The sequence below is a fragment of the Stutzerimonas stutzeri genome (assembly GCF_051028275.1).
GTDB classification, from domain to species: domain Bacteria; phylum Pseudomonadota; class Gammaproteobacteria; order Pseudomonadales; family Pseudomonadaceae; genus Stutzerimonas; species Stutzerimonas stutzeri_AS.
This window is the reverse complement of the sequence record NZ_CP069269.1, coordinates 586,911-602,690: the sequence shown is the minus strand read 5'-3', so window position 1 is coordinate 602,690 and position 15,780 is coordinate 586,911. Positions and strand designations below refer to the sequence as shown.

Sequence of the window (15,780 nt, the reverse complement as noted above, 5' to 3'; positions counted from 1 at the left end):
ACTTGTCCAGGCCGACAGCCCTCATCGCATCCCTGTGGACCGCTACACGCACCAGTGCAGCCTAAGCGCCGTATCCGCGGTGATGGTCGGCGACTGGTAACCTCAACAGCCGCCGAAACCGGACTTTGTAACCTACGGACAGCTCAGACATTGCGCTGAACGAATAGCTGACTGCTCGACATGCCGAAGGCCAAGAGCCGCGCCGGGTAGGTCGATCATGCGTCCAGCCAGCCTATTCCGTTCCTTCTCGGTCCCGGAAGCCAAGCAGGTAAAGGATTCCGTCCAAGCCCAAGGTCGAAATCGCTTGTTTGGCTGACTGTTTGACCAGCGGCTTGGCACGGAAGGCGACCCCCAGGCCTGCCAACCCGAGCATCGGCAAGTCATTGGCGCCGTCACCAACGGCAATGGTCTGTTCAAGACGCAAGCCTTCTCGCTCAGCCAGCTCGCGCAGAAGGTCGGCCTTACGTTGCGCGTCGACGATCGGCTCCTGGGCGACCCCCGTAAGCTTGCCATCGACAATTTCCAGCTCATTGGCATAGACGTAATCGATGCCCAGTTTGGCTTGCAGCTGTCTGGCGAAATAGGTGAAGCCGCCCGACAAAATCGCGGTCTTATAACCGAGGCGCTTCAACTCAGCGAAAAGCAGCTCGGCGCCTTCGGTGAGCCTGAGTTGGGCGCCCACCTCCGCCAGCGCCCGCTCTTCCAAGCCTTCGAGCAATGCCAGGCGTTCGCGGAAACTTGCGCGAAAGTCCAGCTCGCCGCGCATCGCTCGCTCGGTGATCTCTGAAACCTGCTCGCCAACACCAGCCACCTTAGCCAGCTCATCGATGACTTCCGCCTCGATCAGTGTTGAATCCATATCGAAAACCGCCAGTCTGCGATTGCGGCGAAATACCGAGTCACGCTGGAAAGCGATGTCGACGTTGAGCTCCTGCGCCACGCTCAAGAATTCGGCACGCAGCGCCGCAGTGTCGGCAGGCTCGCCTCGAACCGAGAACTCGATGCACCCCTTGCCTAGATCGACCGGCACATCCAGTGGCTGGCGACCCGAAAGGCGGTCGATGTGGTCTATGTTCAAGCCATACTTGGCGGTGATCGAGCTGACCCTCTGCAACTGCTCGGCAGTAACCTTGCGGGTCAGCAAGGTGACGATGTGTCGAGGTTTGCCCTGCCCTGCTACCCACTGCTGGTAATCCGCTTCCGCCACAGGCGTGAAGCGAACCTGCTGGTCATGCTTGTACCCCATGAACAACACATCCTTGAGCACGGACGAGGCCCGCTCGGTATCGGGTATCTCCACCAGAATGCCAAACGACAAGGTGTCATGGATCACGGCCTGACCGATATCCAATATATTCACACCACCTTGGGCGAGCACGCCGGTGATTGCCGCGGTCAGCCCAGGGCGGTCTTCCCCAGTAATGTTGATCAGGACGATTTCGCGCAAGGCGCAGCTCCTATGCAAAGACGACGGGCATTCTATAACAGCAGGCCTGCCACTGAACGCTATCGCGATCCACTCGGCTCAGCTCCACATAGCCCTGCCTGCATCTCAGCAATTCGTCTGCAATGACCAAGCGACCTTTAGCCCCCACAGCGCTTTCCGTATACTGCGCGCCACCTTCCTCAAGAGTAGAGCCGCGCTCTGTGAACCGGCCCGCATCCGTCAAGCCCGACAATTTTTTCTTGCTGATCTATCGTGCATTGCGCCAGCGACGTGTTCCGCTGGTTTTGCGAATAGCCAGTCATACCCTGCTGCTCGTCGCTCTGGCGTTGATCATCTACGCCTGGGTCATGGGAATGCAGTTCAAGCATGCGATGCAGCAGCAGGCCGATGCACTTGGCCAGAGCCTTATCACCCAGACCTCTGCCTCAGCCACAGATCTGCTGGTGGCGAATGACATTCTCAGTCTCAATGTACTGCTCAGTAATCTGGTGAAAAACCCTCTGGTGGCGCATGCGGCCATCTATAGCGTTGACAACCGCGTGCTAGCGGAATCAGGCGCACGTCCACAGCGGAATCTGCTGGGCGACGAGGAGGGCCTTTACTCCACGCCGATCAGCTTTCAAGAGGTAATCGCCGGGCATCTGCGTATCAGCCTTGATATGAAGCAGTTCCAGCAGCCCATGACCATCAGCCTGCAGAGCATGGGCCTGCTCAGCCTGATATTGCTCGCCCTTACCTTGACGCTGAGCATGCGGCTGGGGCGCCAGCTTTCGCTTCCCTTGATGCAGTTACGCCTATGGCTGCGCGACCCGGACGACCCGGCGCCCGGTGCCGGCCGGCAAGACGAGATCGGCGATCTGGCGCGCCAGCTTCAGGCGCGCCTAGTCCCTGAAGTAGTCGAGCCGGAGATCGAACTGGACGACAGCATGCAGGACCTCTACTCGGCCCATTTCGATGTGCCTGCCGCTGCGCCGGTGCAAGACTATGACCGCTCTGAAGTTGACCTTGGCGACTATCTCGTCGATACCGAGGACGAGCTGGCCACCACGGACCAGCGCCGCGCGGCATACGATGAAGACGACTTCGATGACGATCCGCCGTTCGAAGAAACCAAGCCGCAGCCAGGCCCGGTGGCGGTGAATGCCAAACCCATAGAGCCGGTCGTCGCAGGTAAAACTGGCGTGCTGGCTATTCAGCTCGGCGCCCAGGAGCAGCTGCGCCGCCTGCCACGCACAAGGCTGACCGAGCTGCTGCAGCGCTACAGCGATTGCTTGCAACAGGCAGCTACCCTGTACCAGGCCGAGCTGCATACACTTAACGACGGCAGCAGCCTGATGCTGTTCCACAGCCAGGACGATGAGCAGAACTACCTGACGCATGCGCTCTGCTGCGGCGAGTTGATGCGCGCACTCGGGCACGCACTGCAGATTGAAGTTGCTGATAGCGGCATCACGCTGCAACTGCAGCTGGGGCTTACGCAGGGCGAAGGATTGTATGACCTCAGCCAAGGCGACCTTCTGCTCAGCGAGCCAGCACAGGCGGCACTGGCAATGTCTCAGCACAGCCGCAACCTGCTGCTGGTTGAGCGCGGAATTGGCGACGACAACCTAATTCGCCAGCGCGCACGCATTCGCCCAATCGCCAGCCCAGCCGGCGCTTGCTGCGTTGAGCGGCTACTCGAGCCCTACCCCTCGCTACTCGAGCGCCAGCTGGCCCGCATGCACGAATTACGCGCCCGCAGCTAAGAGTTGCCAATCGGCACATGACGCCTGCGCGAAGCTCTTATCGCAGGCGCTTGCTGCAGAGAATTGTCTGAGACAGGGCCGACTTGGTAATCAGTTGAACAGCACGCTTAGCCTGCAGGATGCGGCTCGCTGCTCAACGGAGATGGTTACGTCAGCCACCTTAGAAGCGAAACACTTCCAGATCGGTTCTGATGGGGTCCGCTGCAGGAATAGCCGGTGCGGGCTGCGGCTCGCTCGGCCTCTTGCTCACGCTTTGTTTGGTGCGCGTCTTGGCCACCATCATCGGCTCGACCGCGCTCGACATCATTTCGCTTAGCCGTTGCAGTAGCACACTTTGCGCGCGCACTTGATCGGTTGCACTGCCCTGATGTTCTTCCTGCAGACGAACCAGACGGCTGCTCTGACGTTTACCCTGCTTGTCCAATAGGCGCCACTGCGCTTCAAGAACAGCAGGGTGCTGGGGACCGGAATCCAGGCGAGTGATCTCCACCTCGATCTGCACATCCGGCTCGAAACCCTTGCTACCAGGGCTCAACTCCAGACTCTGCGTCTTCAACCGCCACGCCAGTTGGCGCAGCAATAACTGATTGATGTCGCCCTGCAGATCACCCGCCCACCGGGCGCGCTGACCGTCTACAGACAGACTTCCATCAGGTAGGCGCTGGAGCAAACCGTCGCGCTGCAGGTAGTCGGCCAGTTTGACCGGCCGCAGCAGCACAGCGGCCCCATTGGCCGTTTGCTCAGGCATATCCAACGTACCGTTGTCGAGTCGATACATCGGCACGGGCTGGGTGACACAGCCCGTCAAGCTGACACAGGCTAGTAGCAAAACCGTTGTGAAGCGCTGCACGTTCGTCTCTACCTTTGCACGGTACTCAGACGCTGCGGGAAGCCGGTGAGCCTCTGCCCACTACAACCATCGTTTACGCCTGCTCCGTGCCGTTTTGTCTTGGCCAGCGATGCCGCCAAGCAAAAAAGCCCAAGGCATCACCAACCGGATTTTTCGGAGGCCGCTATCTTCCGCGAAACGAACAGCAGAAGCCAGCTTCAGGTCTTCGTCCTGTTCAGTTGCCTGCCTCGACCAGCAGAGCATCGACTCGCTGGAATCCACGAGGCAGCTTGTTACCGCGGCGCCCACGTTCGCCCTTGTAGTGTTCCAGGTCGTCAGCCTTGAGCGACAACGTACGCTTGCCGGCCTGCAAGACCAGCGTTGCTCCTTCTGGCAACACCGCCAGGTCCGTCAGATACTCTTCCCGGCTCGCAACACGATCGCCCGGGATGCCAATGATCTTGTTGCCTTTACCCTTACCCAGCTGCGGCAGGTCGCGCACCGGGAAGACCAGCAGGCGCCCCTCGGTTGTAACCGCTGCCAGCCAGTCCTGGTCTCGGTTTTTCAACGGCCGAGGCAGCACCACCCGTGCACCGGCAGGCAACGACAACAGTGTCTTTCCAGCCTTGCTTTTTGCCTGCAGATCCTCGCCCTTAACGACGAAACCGTAGCCAGCGTCCGATGCAATCACGTACAGCGCCTCATCTTCGGGCAGCAATACACACTCGAAGCTGGCGCCAGGTGGAGGCGTAAGACGCCCAGTCAAGGGTTCGCCCTGCCCGCGAGCCGAGGGCAGAGAATGGGCTGCCAGGGAATAACTTCGTCCGGTGGAGTCGATGAACACGGCGTACTGGTTGGAGCGGCCCACCGCGGCAGCGCGGAAGCCATCTCCTGCTTTGTAAGAGAGACCGGTCGCATCAATATCGTGACCCTTGGCGCAACGCGCCCATCCCTTTTCCGAGATCACGACGGTGACGGGCTCGGAGGGTAGCAGTTCGTTCTCCGACAGGGCGCGAGCTTCGGCGCGCGCTACGATGGGCGAACGGCGGTCGTCACCGTAGGTTTCAGCGTCAGCGATCAGCTCCTTGCGCACCAGCTTCTTCAGCTTCGCTTCGCTGCCGAGCAACGCCAGCAACTTCTCACGCTCCTTGGCCAGCTCATCCTGCTCGCCGCGGATTTTCATCTCCTCCAGCCGCGCCAGCTGACGCAGGCGGGTGTCGAGGATGTAGTCCGCCTGTAGCTCCGACAGCTCGAACCGCGCCATCAGCACCGGTTTCGGCTGATCCTCGGTACGGATGATGTGAATCACCTCGTCGAGATTCAGGAACGCGACCAGCAAACCTTCTAACAAATGAAGGCGTCTTTCCACTTTGTCCAGCCGGAACTGCAGCCTCCGGCGCACCGTGCCGATGCGATAGGTCAACCATTCGCTGAGCAGCACCTGAAGGTTCTTGACCTGCGGGCGACCGTCGAGACCAATAACGTTGGTGTTGACCCTATAGCTCGACTCCAGCTCGGTGGTAGCAAACAGGTGCTGCATCAGCTCGTCCGCATCGACTCGGTTCGAACGTGGAATGATGACGATCCGGCAAGGGTTCTCATGATCAGACTCGTCGCGCAGATCCGCCACCATCGGCAGCTTCTTGGCCTGCATCTGGCTGGCAATTTGCTCCAGCACCTTTGAACCGGATACCTGGTGCGGCAACGCAGTCACGACAATGTCGCCGTCTTCGATACGGTAGACAGCACGCATCCGAACAGAGCCTCGACCGGTCTCGTAGATCTTCAGCAGATCAGCACGCGGCGTGACAATCTCCGCCTCGGTTGGGTAGTCAGGCCCCTGCACGTGCTCACAAAGCTGCTCAACAGTGGTCTTGGGATCGTCCAGCAAGCGCACACATGCCGCCGCGACTTCCCGCAGGTTGTGCGGCGGCACGTCTGTAGCCATCCCTACAGCGATACCGGTAGTGCCGTTGAGCAGCAAGTTAGGCAGGCGAGCCGGCAGAGTTGCTGGCTCGTCGAGTGTGCCATCGAAGTTCGGCACCCAGTCGACCGTACCCTGCCCAAGCTCGGACAGCAGCACCTCGGAGTACCGTGACAACCGTGCCTCGGTGTAACGCATGGCAGCGAAGGACTTGGGATCGTCCGGCGCGCCCCAGTTGCCTTGACCATCGACGAGCGTATAGCGATAGCTGAACGGCTGCGCCATCAGGACCATGGCTTCATAGCAGGCCGAATCCCCGTGCGGGTGAAACTTACCGAGCACGTCGCCGACGGTACGCGCCGACTTCTTGTGCTTGGCATCGGCATTCAAGCCCAGCTCGCTCATGGCATAGATGATGCGGCGCTGAACTGGCTTGAGCCCATCACCGATGTGGGGCAGCGCGCGATCCATGATCACGTACATTGAGTAATTTAGGTAAGCCTGCTCTGTAAAATCGGCAAGCGAACGGCGTTCCACACCGTCCAGGCTCAGGTCGAGAATTTCACTCATGGTCGATCCGTGGCATGTTGGCGCAGCACTAGGGTGCCGGCGCGCTGGGTAAATTCGAGTTGTTTCAAAGCACTCATGCCAAGCAGAACCTGCCCGCCATCAAAGCCGGGCGCCACGATGGCACGCACGTCGTGCAAGAGGATGTCGCCAAGGCTAAGGCTGCCGAGGACGGTTCGGTAGCCAGTGGTCTGGCCATTAGCAGTTTGCAGCGTTATCGGTGCTCCGCGGGGCAAGCCAAGGCGGTCCCCAAGTTCTGCGGGTATAGCGACATCGGTGGCGCCGGTATCCAGCAGAAAGGTCACCTTCTGGTCATTGATGCGACCATCAGCAACGAAATGCCCCTGTACATTGCCCTCGAGCTGCACCTCGATCTGCTCGCCCTTGATGACCGAAACCGGTTCGCGATTGGGATTAAAGCGACTCTGCTCCCACTCTCCAAAGAACTGTGTGGCCAGCAGCAGCCCGGCACCCCAAGCCAGCACGAGCATTACACGCCCGGCGCGACGTCCAGCAGGCTGTGTCACTGCTTCGCACCCCAACCACCCTTGGGTGCAGCAAAGCGCCAGACGACTGGGCGCTTTTCCCCATCGGCGCGCGTGAGCTGGTTGTTGTCGATTCCTATCCAGGCACCCTCAGAATCAACCCACAAGGCTTCAGCATTCCCGAATGGCGTGTCGTAGCGGCGTGAGTCTGCCAGGGCAGTGGCCGCATAGGACCAGCAGGCTTCGCTGTGACCCGAAGAGGCGTTGCGTCGACAGACCTGGTGTGGAACAGGCTCGAGGGTATAGAGCTTATCGTTGTAGAAGGCCAGACCGGAAAACCTGAGAGGCTGATCAAGCCCGCCAAGAGGTGACGGCGGCGACGCCCGCCCTCCTTCGGCCAACAATACGCAGCCGCCGGTACAACGCCAGGCGCTCTGCTTGCGATGCATCACCATCAAACCACGACGACTGTGTTCGGCAGCCAGCCACAGGCGATTGGCCTCAGGATCCACGGTGATGCCTTCGAACATGGCATTGAACTTGAGAAGCATGCCACTCGCGCGAGCCTGTCGGACCAATCCAGCCGGCAAATTCAGCCACTCGGCATTGCCTGCCGGACTCACCTTCAGTACGGCTGCATGCGCCTCGCTGACCAGGTAGCGGTTGCCCAGGCTATCGCAGCTGAGACCTTCGAAGTCCATCTCTCCGCCCCGCAGCATGCCTGTGATAATAGACCGCATCCGAACGCCCCAGGACAGCCCTGTATTCGGAATGGGCGGCAGCTCGAACCGTTCTGCTTCAGCTCGCCAGACCGTCTCGCTGGCATCGAGCCGATACAAGACGTTGTCTTCACGATCCGACACGGCGTACAGGGCGTCGCCACACCAGGCCAGCCCGGATAGATTGCCCGCCGTGATGCCCTCGACCGGGTGTTCGCTGACCAACTTCAGCTCTGGCGCCTCGGCTGCCCACACCGGAGCGGCCAACGCCGCCAGAAGTGCAACCCAACGGACGTTCAAATCAGCACCTCGGCGAGATTACCCTTCGATTCCAGCCAGCTCTTGCGATCACCTGCGCGCTTCTTGGCCAATAACATGTCCATGATTTCTCGCGTGCCGTCGAAGTCGCCCAAGGTCAGCTGCACCAGCCGGCGTGTATTGGGGTCCATGGTCGTTTCACGCAACTGTGGGGGGTTCATTTCGCCAAGCCCCTTGAATCGGGTGACCTGAGGTTTACCGCGACGTTTGTCCGCAGTCAAACGATCCAGAATGCCGTCGCGCTCGGCTTCGTCCAGCGCATAGAAGATATCTTTGCCTAGATCGATGCGGTAAAGCGGTGGCATCGCCACATAGACGTGCCCTGCCTCGACCAACGGGCGGAAATGACGGACAAACAGCGCGCACAGCAGCGTCGCGATATGCAAACCATCGGAGTCAGCGTCAGCGAGAATGCAGATCTTGCCGTAGCGCAGTTGGGTCATGTCGGCAGCCCCAGGATCGACGCCGATCGCGACAGCGATGTCATGCACTTCCTGGCTAGCGAGGACCTCGCCACCGTCTACTTCCCAGGTGTTCAGAATTTTGCCACGCAGCGGCATGATCGCCTGGAATTCCTTGTCGCGCGCTTGCTTGGCCGAACCGCCCGCTGAATCACCCTCTACCAGGAACAGTTCCGAGCGCGCCGGATCTTGCCCCGCGCAATCCGCCAGTTTGCCGGGCAGGGCCGGGCCCTGGGTGATACGCTTGCGCTCGACTTTTTTGCTGGCTTTGAGCCGCCGGCCGGCGTTGCTGATGGCCAACTCGGCCAGCTGCATCCCGAGCTCCGGGTGCGCGTTGAGCCAGAGGCTGAAGGCGTCCTTTGCAACACCCGACACGAATGCGGCCGCCTCGCGCGAGGACAGCCGCTCCTTCGTCTGGCCGGAAAACTGTGGCTCCTGCATTTTCGTCGAAAGCACAAAAGCAATCCGCTCCCAGACGTCTTCCGGTGCCAGCTTGACGCCGCGCGGCAGCAGGTTGCGAAACTCGCAAAACTCGCGCATGGCATCCAGCAACCCCTGACGCAGCCCATTGACGTGAGTGCCGCCCTGGGCTGTCGGGATCAGGTTGACATAGCTTTCCTGCACGCTGTCGCCGCCATCTGGCAGCCACAACAAGGCCCAGTCAACAGCTTCCTTGTTTCCAGCCAGGCTGCCGCAGAAAGGCTCGTCAGGCAGGCGGGCGAATTCACTAACCGCATCGACAAGGTAAGAGCGCAGGCCATCCTCATAGTGCCATTCGACCTTCTCCCCGGTGCTCTTGTCCTCGAAGCTGACATTGAGGCCCGGACACAGTACTGCCTTGGCCTTGAGCACATGCTTGAGGCGGCTAATGGAAAATTTCGGAGTATCAAAATACTTAGGGTCGGCCCAGAAGTGCACGCTGGTGCCGGTGTTGCGCTTGCCGACCGTGCCAATTACGTCCAGTTCGCTAGCCTTGAAGCCATCGACGAAGGCCATGCGGTACTCGTTGCCGTCACGTTTGACCGTCACTTCGACTCGAGTCGATAGCGCGTTGACTACCGAGATACCCACGCCGTGCAAGCCGCCGGAAAACTGGTAGTTCTTGTTCGAGAACTTACCCCCTGCGTGGAGCTTGGTCAGGATCAACTCGACGCCCGACACGCCCTCTTCCGGATGAATGTCGACGGGCATACCGCGACCGTCGTCGATCACCTGGAGGGAATTGTCCTGATGCAGGATAACTTGTACCGAACTGGCATGACCCGCCAAAGCTTCGTCGACACTGTTGTCGATGACTTCCTGCGCAAGATGGTTGGGTCGTGAGGTATCGGTGTACATGCCCGGACGCTTGCGCACCGGATCCAGGCCGGAGAGGACTTCAATGGCTTCTGCGGTGTAAGACATGTGCGTCTCGTGATGTCCTTATAAATCGGAAAAATCGACGTCTGCGAAAAGGTCTGGATCAAACCCGGCAAACGCCAGCAGAGCGGGAAGCCGCTCGGAAAAGCCTTGAAAGCCGTGATCTCCGCCTGCCTGTATCCGCACCGCGCAGCCTTTGTAAAAGTCGGCCGCATCTCGGTAGTCAAGCGTTTCGTCCCCGGTCTGCAACCAGACCTGATAGCGCTCGGGGCTCTGTGGCGGGGGCGTTTCCATCTCAGCCAAGGCCGCGACATGGTCTTGAGTCAGTTGCCAGACTTCACCGGTGTAAAGGTTGGTCTGCTGGCCCAGATAACCGTCGAAACGACGATGAGGCGTAACAGCCGGATTGATCAGCAGCGCCTTGAGCCCATGGCGCTCGGCAAGATGCGTTGCATAGTATCCGCCGAGGGAGCTCCCGACCAGCAATGGCCTGCCTAGCTCCGCGATGTCTTTCTCGAGCTGAGCGATAGCCTGGCGTGGATGGTGGCGCAGCGCAGGCACTCGAAGCGATGCACTCAAGTCGATGCGGGTCAACGCAGCGGTGAGCTGGCTGGCTTTCTGAGACAGCGGCGAGCTGTTGAGGCCGTGCATGTAAACAATGGTGGGCTGTGCGCGGGTCATGCTGAATCGCTGCCTGGCAAAAGACGGAAAGGCTACTAGGCCAGCCGCGCTTGCCGCAAGCCACGCGCTGAGCAGATCCCTACCGCATCAGCCTTAAGCGCCAGTATCAGTAGCCTTTAATCGTGTAATCCACTTCGAAACTGGTCCCGACAACGCGAGAAACACCGGTTTCGAGCGTTCCGTTGCCATGCAGGCGCAGCCAACGATAACCCGGCGCCAGATTGTCTACCTGGAAGTCCTCACTGCCAGGAGCAAACTGCACGCCTGTTGAAGGGGTTGCCAAGAGTCGAACCCCAGCACGGATGGAGTCAAACTCCTGGTGGATATGGCCCCATAGGATGGCCCGAACACAAGTGAAGCGATCGAGAACGCCAAACAGCGCATCACGGTTGTGAAGGCCGATGCTGTCCATCCATTTGCTGCCGATGGTGACCGGGTGATGATGCAAGCAGACGAGATGGTGACGCTCCGGAGCCGCCTGCAACGCCTGTTCGAGCAACGCCAGTTGTTCGTCGGCGAGCATACCGAACACCGCACCAGGCACCAGAGTGTCGAGCATGATGACCCGCCACGCACCGATATCGAGTACCGGACCCATCATCTCGGTGCCCCGGGTCACCTCCTGCATGCTCGGCAGCTCATCATGGTTGCCGGGGCACCAACGTGCCGGCGCATCGATACGCGCGGACAACTGCCGGAAACGTTGATAGGAGGAAAGAGAGCCGTCTTGGGAAAGATCGCCCGTCGCCAGCATCAGGTCGATGCGAGGCTGTTCTTCAAGGACTAGGTCAACGACACGCTGCAGACTCTCAGCCGTATCCATGCCCAACAGCTTGCCGCCCGTTTCGGCAAACAGGTGGCTATCGGTCAGTTGTACGAGCAAAACCGAGTCGTTATCAACAATGTGCGGCGCAGCAGCCAAGACCCGTCTCCTTTGGCGAAATCGCAGAAGAATTATGGTGGCTGAGAGCCGCACGGGTAAACTGCGCGATGCGGGCATGCATCACAGAACTACTTAGGAGCAGTTCACCGCATATAGCGACATGACATCGCTTCCGGCGGCCGCTGCCCCCTCACAGAACGGATTCCAGCTCGTGGCCACATGCCAGGCAATGGCCAAGCCACTCCCCGAGGAACAGATTGAGCTGATTTTTTTCGTCAGGCTGGTGCATCTGAGCGTTGGGATAGCTGTAAATGCCGCGGAACCGACGAGCGTTCTCCGCACCGATCACTTCAGCCATACGCGCATCGTGATACACCCGCACGTCCATTTGCGGCACCGGTAACCAGGGCAGGCAGTCCTGCTGGCTGATATGGACGGTGGTGGTGTACGGGCAACTCTCGGTTACAGTCAGCACAAGCACACCGAGCAGCCGGTCCCCCTGGCTCATGGCGATTCGGCGCGTATCCGGGTGGTTGCGCATGTCCGGCAGCAAGCGCATCAGACGCAGATAGTTCGCTTCACAGGCCGCCTGCAGCTCCAGCAGATCGACGCGGTATCGCTCGCGGGTTCGCCTCATGTCCATGCCTCCCTGATCTCGCTGCGGTTCAAGGCCAGCCACTGCAAGGCGATGATCGTAGCCGCGTTATCGATTCGACCGTCGCGCAGCGCCTCCAATGCACTATCAAGAGACCACACAGCCGCACGGATATCCTCACCCTCCTCTTCCAGCCCGAACACACCGCCCGCCCCGACGCTGCTGCAGCGCCCGACGTAAAGATGGATGCGCTCTGTACTACCACCGGGCGATGGATAATAGACAGACACCGGCCAAAGCTCGCCGAGCTCCAGGCCCGCTTCCTCAATCGATTCCCGGCGTGCCACTTCTTCAGGCTGCTCGTCCTTGTCAATCAAACCAGCCACCGTTTCCACCAACCAGGGATTGTCGCCCTGAGCCATGGCACCCATACGAAACTGCTCGACCAGCACCACCTCGTCGCGCTGCGGATCATAAGGAAGAACGCAGACTGCATCGTGCCTTACGAACAGTTCGCGCTCGATTTCGGCGCCCATGCCGCCTCGAAACAGACGATGGCGGAGCCGAAACCGGTCAAGGTTGTAGAAGCCACTGAAGCAGCGCTCGCGGCTAATGATCTCGACATCGTCTGCGCCGGCTTTGAAAATATCGTTCATGAACTACTCACATATCGGTTTAGTCCCGCACCTGTCGGCGCCGGAAAAGGCTGCAACCGTCACGACGTGAGCGGTTTATCTATTGCCATCCTAGCGCGCCGTTTGCTCAGGCGCAGCCCTTTGCAGACCACTCGCATGATGCATGATGCCCAACTGCCAATCTCGAACTTCGCACCGTTCATGCACTCGAACCCGCACTGAAGCCGCCTCAGGAGCCCATGCATTGATGCCAATCCGCAACTTCATCGCCGTTGCAGCGTTCAGCCTGATCATTAGCGGCTGCCAACACCTCGGCGGCGAGTCACCCGTCAAGGTTCGGCAGATTCTCAGCGAGCAACGCCAGGCCGGCTGCCCTGAACAAGACGATAGCTGCCCATTGGTGAACATAGATACTCAGCTGTTCGAAAACGAGCCCGTGCTGAACGCGCTGATCGACCAGCGGTTGCGTGAGATGACCGTCAACACCCCGGATGCGCAAGTCCCGCCATCACTTGAGGGTTATCAACAGGCATTCCTGCAAGACGCTGAACCGGGATGGATCAGCTACCTGCAAGCCAAGCTGCGCGAACAACATGGTTCGATGCTGGTGGTCGAGCTATCGAGCTATCTCCACACTGGCGGCGCTCACGGTATGCCCGGGCGCGGCTTCATCAACTTTGACCGAGAGCAGGACCGGGAGCTTAAGCTCGCCGATGTACTGCTGCCAGGCAAGGAAGGCGCGTTCTGGCGCGTCGCAGCGAAAGCGCACCAGCAATGGCTACTCGCCAACGAACACGACGCGGCTTTCAGCCGCCAGTGGCCGTTCCAGCAAACATCAAACGTCGCATTGCTGCGCGACAATATCTTGCTCAAATACGACGTTTATAGCATCGCACCATATTCCAGCGGTCATCCAGAGCTGGAAATCCCGTACAACGAGCTCAGTGGGATATTGAAACCGGCGTTTCTGCCCTAGCCGTTAAAAAGCGGCTTAACACCGGCAGCCAGCCGGAGAGGCGGCAAGGTGGGAGGACTCAATGACCGGGAAAGGCTTGGCAATTTTGCCGCCTACGGTTGCCATCTAGGCGAAGCCGGTATGACGGCGCAGCGTTTCCACGATGCGCCGTCATCCTTTGGACGAGAGGAGGATCACGCTGCAGCGCTCCGCCGAGCCCAAACACGGCGGAGCGCCGCCCTCCCTGCGACACTGAAGTCGCCGAACACTACACCTGCTTGTAGATCACCGAACCTTCATCCTTGAACCGCGAGGATTGCTCCTTGAAGCCGGCTTCGATGGCTTTTTGTTCATCGGTCAGGCCATTGTCGGCAGCGTACTCCCGCACTTCCTGCGTGATCTTCATCGAACAGAACTTTGGCCCACACATCGAGCAAAAGTGGGCCACCTTGGCCGAATCCTTCGGCAGGGTCTCGTCATGGAAAGCCCGCGCTGTGTCCGGGTCAAGGCCGAGGTTGAACTGATCCTCCCAGCGGAACTCGAACCGCGCCTTGGACAGCGCGTTGTCACGGATCTGCGCGCCCGGGTGGCCCTTGGCGAGGTCCGCGGCGTGTGCAGCGATCTTGTAGGTGATGATGCCGGTCTTGACGTCATCTTTGTTCGGCAAGCCCAGGTGCTCCTTTGGCGTGACGTAGCAAAGCATGGCGCAACCGAACCAGCCGATCATCGCCGCACCGATGCCACTGGTGATGTGGTCGTAGCCCGGGGCGATGTCGGTGGTCAGCGGCCCAAGGGTGTAGAACGGCGCCTCGTCGCAGCACTCCAGCTGCTTGTCCATGTTTTCCTTGATCATCTGCATCGGCACATGGCCGGGGCCTTCGATCATGCACTGCACGTCATGCTTCCAGGCGATTTTGGTCAGTTCGCCTAGGGTTTCCAGCTCGCCGAATTGGGCGGCGTCGTTGGCATCGGCGATCGAGCCGGGGCGCAGGCCATCGCCGAGCGAGAAGCTGACGTCGTAGGCCTTCATGATTTCGCAGATCTCGTCGAAATGCGTGTAAAGGAAGTTCTCCTGGTGATGCGCCAGGCACCATTTGGCCATGATCGAGCCGCCGCGTGAGACGATGCCGGTGACGCGCTTGGCGGTCAGCGGCACGTAACGCAACAGCACGCCGGCGTGGATAGTGAAATAGTCCACGCCCTGCTCGGCCTGCTCGATCAGCGTGTCGCGGAATAACTCCCAGGTCAGGTCTTCGGCGACGCCGTTGACCTTTTCCAGCGCCTGATAGATCGGCACGGTACCAATCGGAACCGGCGAGTTGCGGATGATCCATTCGCGGGTTTCGTGGATATGCTTGCCGGTGGACAGGTCCATCACGGTATCCGAGCCCCAGCGGATGCCCCAGGTCAGCTTGGCCACTTCCTCTTCAATCGACGAACCCAGCGCCGAGTTGCCGATGTTGCCGTTGATCTTCACCAGGAAGTTGCGGCCGATGATCATCGGCTCCAGCTCGGTGTGGTTGATGTTGGCGGGGATGATGGCGCGGCCGCGGGCCACTTCGTCACGCACGAATTCGGCGGTGATTTCCTTCGGAATCGAGGCACCGAAGCTCTGCCCGCCATGCTGCTCGGTTAGCAGACCCGCCGCGCGCGCTTCCTGCAGCTTCATATTTTCGCGGATGGCGACGAATTCCATCTCGGGCGTAATGATGCCCTGACGCGCGTAGTGCATCTGGCTGACGTTCTTGCCGGGCTTGGCGCGGCGAGGGTTGCGCACGTGGGCGAAGCGCATCTTGGTTAGCTCGGCATCGGCCAGACGCTGCTGGCCGAACTGCGAGGTCAGACCGTCGAGCAGTTCGGTGTCGCCACGGTCGTCGATCCAGGCCGAACGCACATCGGCCAGGCCCTTCCGTACATCTATCTGTACGTTCGGGTCGGTGTAGGGGCCGGATGTGTCGTACACCAGTACGGGCGCGTTGATCTCACCGCCGAAATCGGTTGGGGTCACGTCGAGACTGATCTCCCGCATCGGCACCCGGATGTCGGGGCGTGAACCCTGTACATAGATTTTCTGGGAACGCGGGAAAGGCTGGATCGATTGCTGGTCGACCTGGGCCGATTCACTCAGGTTTTGTTGTTCTGCACGCATCAGGCTGGCTCCTCGAAAGTTGTCGGAG

The 15,780-nt window shown here is 60.0% G+C and carries 13 protein-coding genes; 2 read left to right on the top strand and 11 right to left on the bottom strand.

Annotated elements, in window-relative coordinates; translation table 11 throughout:
* Positions 1-232: 232 nt before the first annotated feature.
* Complete coding sequence (gene serB, locus JQR87_RS02655; RefSeq protein ID WP_407292850.1) at positions 233-1,447, bottom strand: phosphoserine phosphatase SerB; 1,215 nt, start codon at positions 1,445-1,447, stop codon at positions 233-235.
* Between the two features lie 200 nt (positions 1,448-1,647).
* On the opposite strand from serB, the gene JQR87_RS02650 reads away from it, so the two are divergent.
* A complete protein-coding gene (locus tag JQR87_RS02650; RefSeq protein WP_407292852.1) occupies positions 1,648-3,192 on the top strand; it encodes an AhpA/YtjB family protein in 1,545 nt (514 codons plus the stop codon).
* Positions 3,193-3,352: 160 nt separating this feature from the next.
* On the opposite strand, the gene JQR87_RS02645 is transcribed toward JQR87_RS02650, so the two are convergent.
* The 9 genes from JQR87_RS02645 to JQR87_RS02605 all read right to left on the bottom strand — a co-directional run bounded on the left by JQR87_RS02645 (position 3,353) and on the right by JQR87_RS02605 (position 12,669).
* Positions 3,353-4,042: a PqiC family protein gene (locus JQR87_RS02645; protein WP_407292854.1), complete on the bottom strand. Its 690-nt coding sequence runs from the start codon at positions 4,040-4,042 to the stop codon at positions 3,353-3,355.
* 214 nt (positions 4,043-4,256) lie between these two features.
* Complete coding sequence (parC, locus tag JQR87_RS02640; RefSeq protein ID WP_407292855.1) at positions 4,257-6,515, bottom strand: DNA topoisomerase IV subunit A; 2,259 nt, start codon at positions 6,513-6,515, stop codon at positions 4,257-4,259.
* Positions 6,512-7,039: a retropepsin-like aspartic protease family protein gene (locus JQR87_RS02635; protein ID WP_407292857.1), complete on the bottom strand. Its 528-nt coding sequence runs from the start codon at positions 7,037-7,039 to the stop codon at positions 6,512-6,514. The genes parC and JQR87_RS02635 overlap by 4 nt, the downstream gene beginning before the upstream one ends.
* A complete protein-coding gene (locus JQR87_RS02630) occupies positions 7,036-8,016 on the bottom strand; it encodes an esterase-like activity of phytase family protein (protein ID WP_407292859.1) in 981 nt (326 codons plus the stop codon). Before JQR87_RS02630 ends, JQR87_RS02635 begins: the two co-directional genes overlap by 4 nt.
* Positions 8,013-9,899: a DNA topoisomerase IV subunit B gene (gene parE, locus JQR87_RS02625; RefSeq protein ID WP_407292861.1), complete on the bottom strand. Its 1,887-nt coding sequence runs from the start codon at positions 9,897-9,899 to the stop codon at positions 8,013-8,015. The genes JQR87_RS02630 and parE overlap by 4 nt, the downstream gene beginning before the upstream one ends.
* Before the next feature lie 18 nt (positions 9,900-9,917).
* Positions 9,918-10,535, bottom strand: a complete 618-nt coding sequence (locus JQR87_RS02620; RefSeq protein WP_407292862.1) for a YqiA/YcfP family alpha/beta fold hydrolase — start codon at positions 10,533-10,535, stop codon at positions 9,918-9,920.
* Between the two features lie 106 nt (positions 10,536-10,641).
* Positions 10,642-11,457 carry a 3',5'-cyclic-AMP phosphodiesterase gene (gene cpdA, locus JQR87_RS02615; protein ID WP_407292863.1) on the bottom strand — a complete coding sequence of 272 codons (816 nt, stop codon included), beginning with the start codon at positions 11,455-11,457 and terminating at the stop codon, positions 10,642-10,644.
* Between the two features lie 151 nt (positions 11,458-11,608).
* Entirely contained in the window at positions 11,609-12,055 is a 447-nt protein-coding gene (locus JQR87_RS02610; RefSeq protein ID WP_407292865.1) for a DUF1249 domain-containing protein, read from the bottom strand.
* Positions 12,052-12,669, bottom strand: coding sequence for an NUDIX domain-containing protein (locus tag JQR87_RS02605; protein WP_407292867.1), 618 nt, complete (start codon positions 12,667-12,669; stop codon positions 12,052-12,054). Before JQR87_RS02605 ends, JQR87_RS02610 begins: the two co-directional genes overlap by 4 nt.
* A 226-nt stretch (positions 12,670-12,895) precedes the next feature.
* On the opposite strand from JQR87_RS02605, the gene JQR87_RS02600 reads away from it, so the two are divergent.
* Positions 12,896-13,624: an RsiV family protein gene (locus JQR87_RS02600; RefSeq protein ID WP_407292869.1), complete on the top strand. Its 729-nt coding sequence runs from the start codon at positions 12,896-12,898 to the stop codon at positions 13,622-13,624.
* A gap of 247 nt (positions 13,625-13,871) precedes the next feature.
* Here JQR87_RS02600 and thiC read toward each other — a convergent pair whose 3' ends face one another.
* On the bottom strand, positions 13,872-15,752 hold the full coding sequence (thiC, locus tag JQR87_RS02595) for a phosphomethylpyrimidine synthase ThiC (protein WP_407292871.1): 1,881 nt from the start codon (positions 15,750-15,752) through the stop codon (positions 13,872-13,874).
* Positions 15,753-15,780: the final 28 nt, after the last annotated feature.

Coding starts and splice junctions, on each gene's coding strand:
- JQR87_RS02600 (WP_407292869.1), top strand. CDS start 12,896: ATGCCAATCCGCAACTTCATCGCCGTTGCAGCGTTCAGCCTGATCATT.
- JQR87_RS02620 (WP_407292862.1), bottom strand. CDS start 10,535: ATGACCCGCGCACAGCCCACCATTGTTTACATGCACGGCCTCAACAGC.
- JQR87_RS02610 (WP_407292865.1), bottom strand. CDS start 12,055: ATGAGGCGAACCCGCGAGCGATACCGCGTCGATCTGCTGGAGCTGCAG.
- parC (WP_407292855.1), bottom strand. CDS start 6,515: ATGAGTGAAATTCTCGACCTGAGCCTGGACGGTGTGGAACGCCGTTCG.
- parE (WP_407292861.1), bottom strand. CDS start 9,899: ATGTCTTACACCGCAGAAGCCATTGAAGTCCTCTCCGGCCTGGATCCG.
- JQR87_RS02605 (WP_407292867.1), bottom strand. CDS start 12,669: ATGAACGATATTTTCAAAGCCGGCGCAGACGATGTCGAGATCATTAGC.
- thiC (WP_407292871.1), bottom strand. CDS start 15,752: ATGCGTGCAGAACAACAAAACCTGAGTGAATCGGCCCAGGTCGACCAG.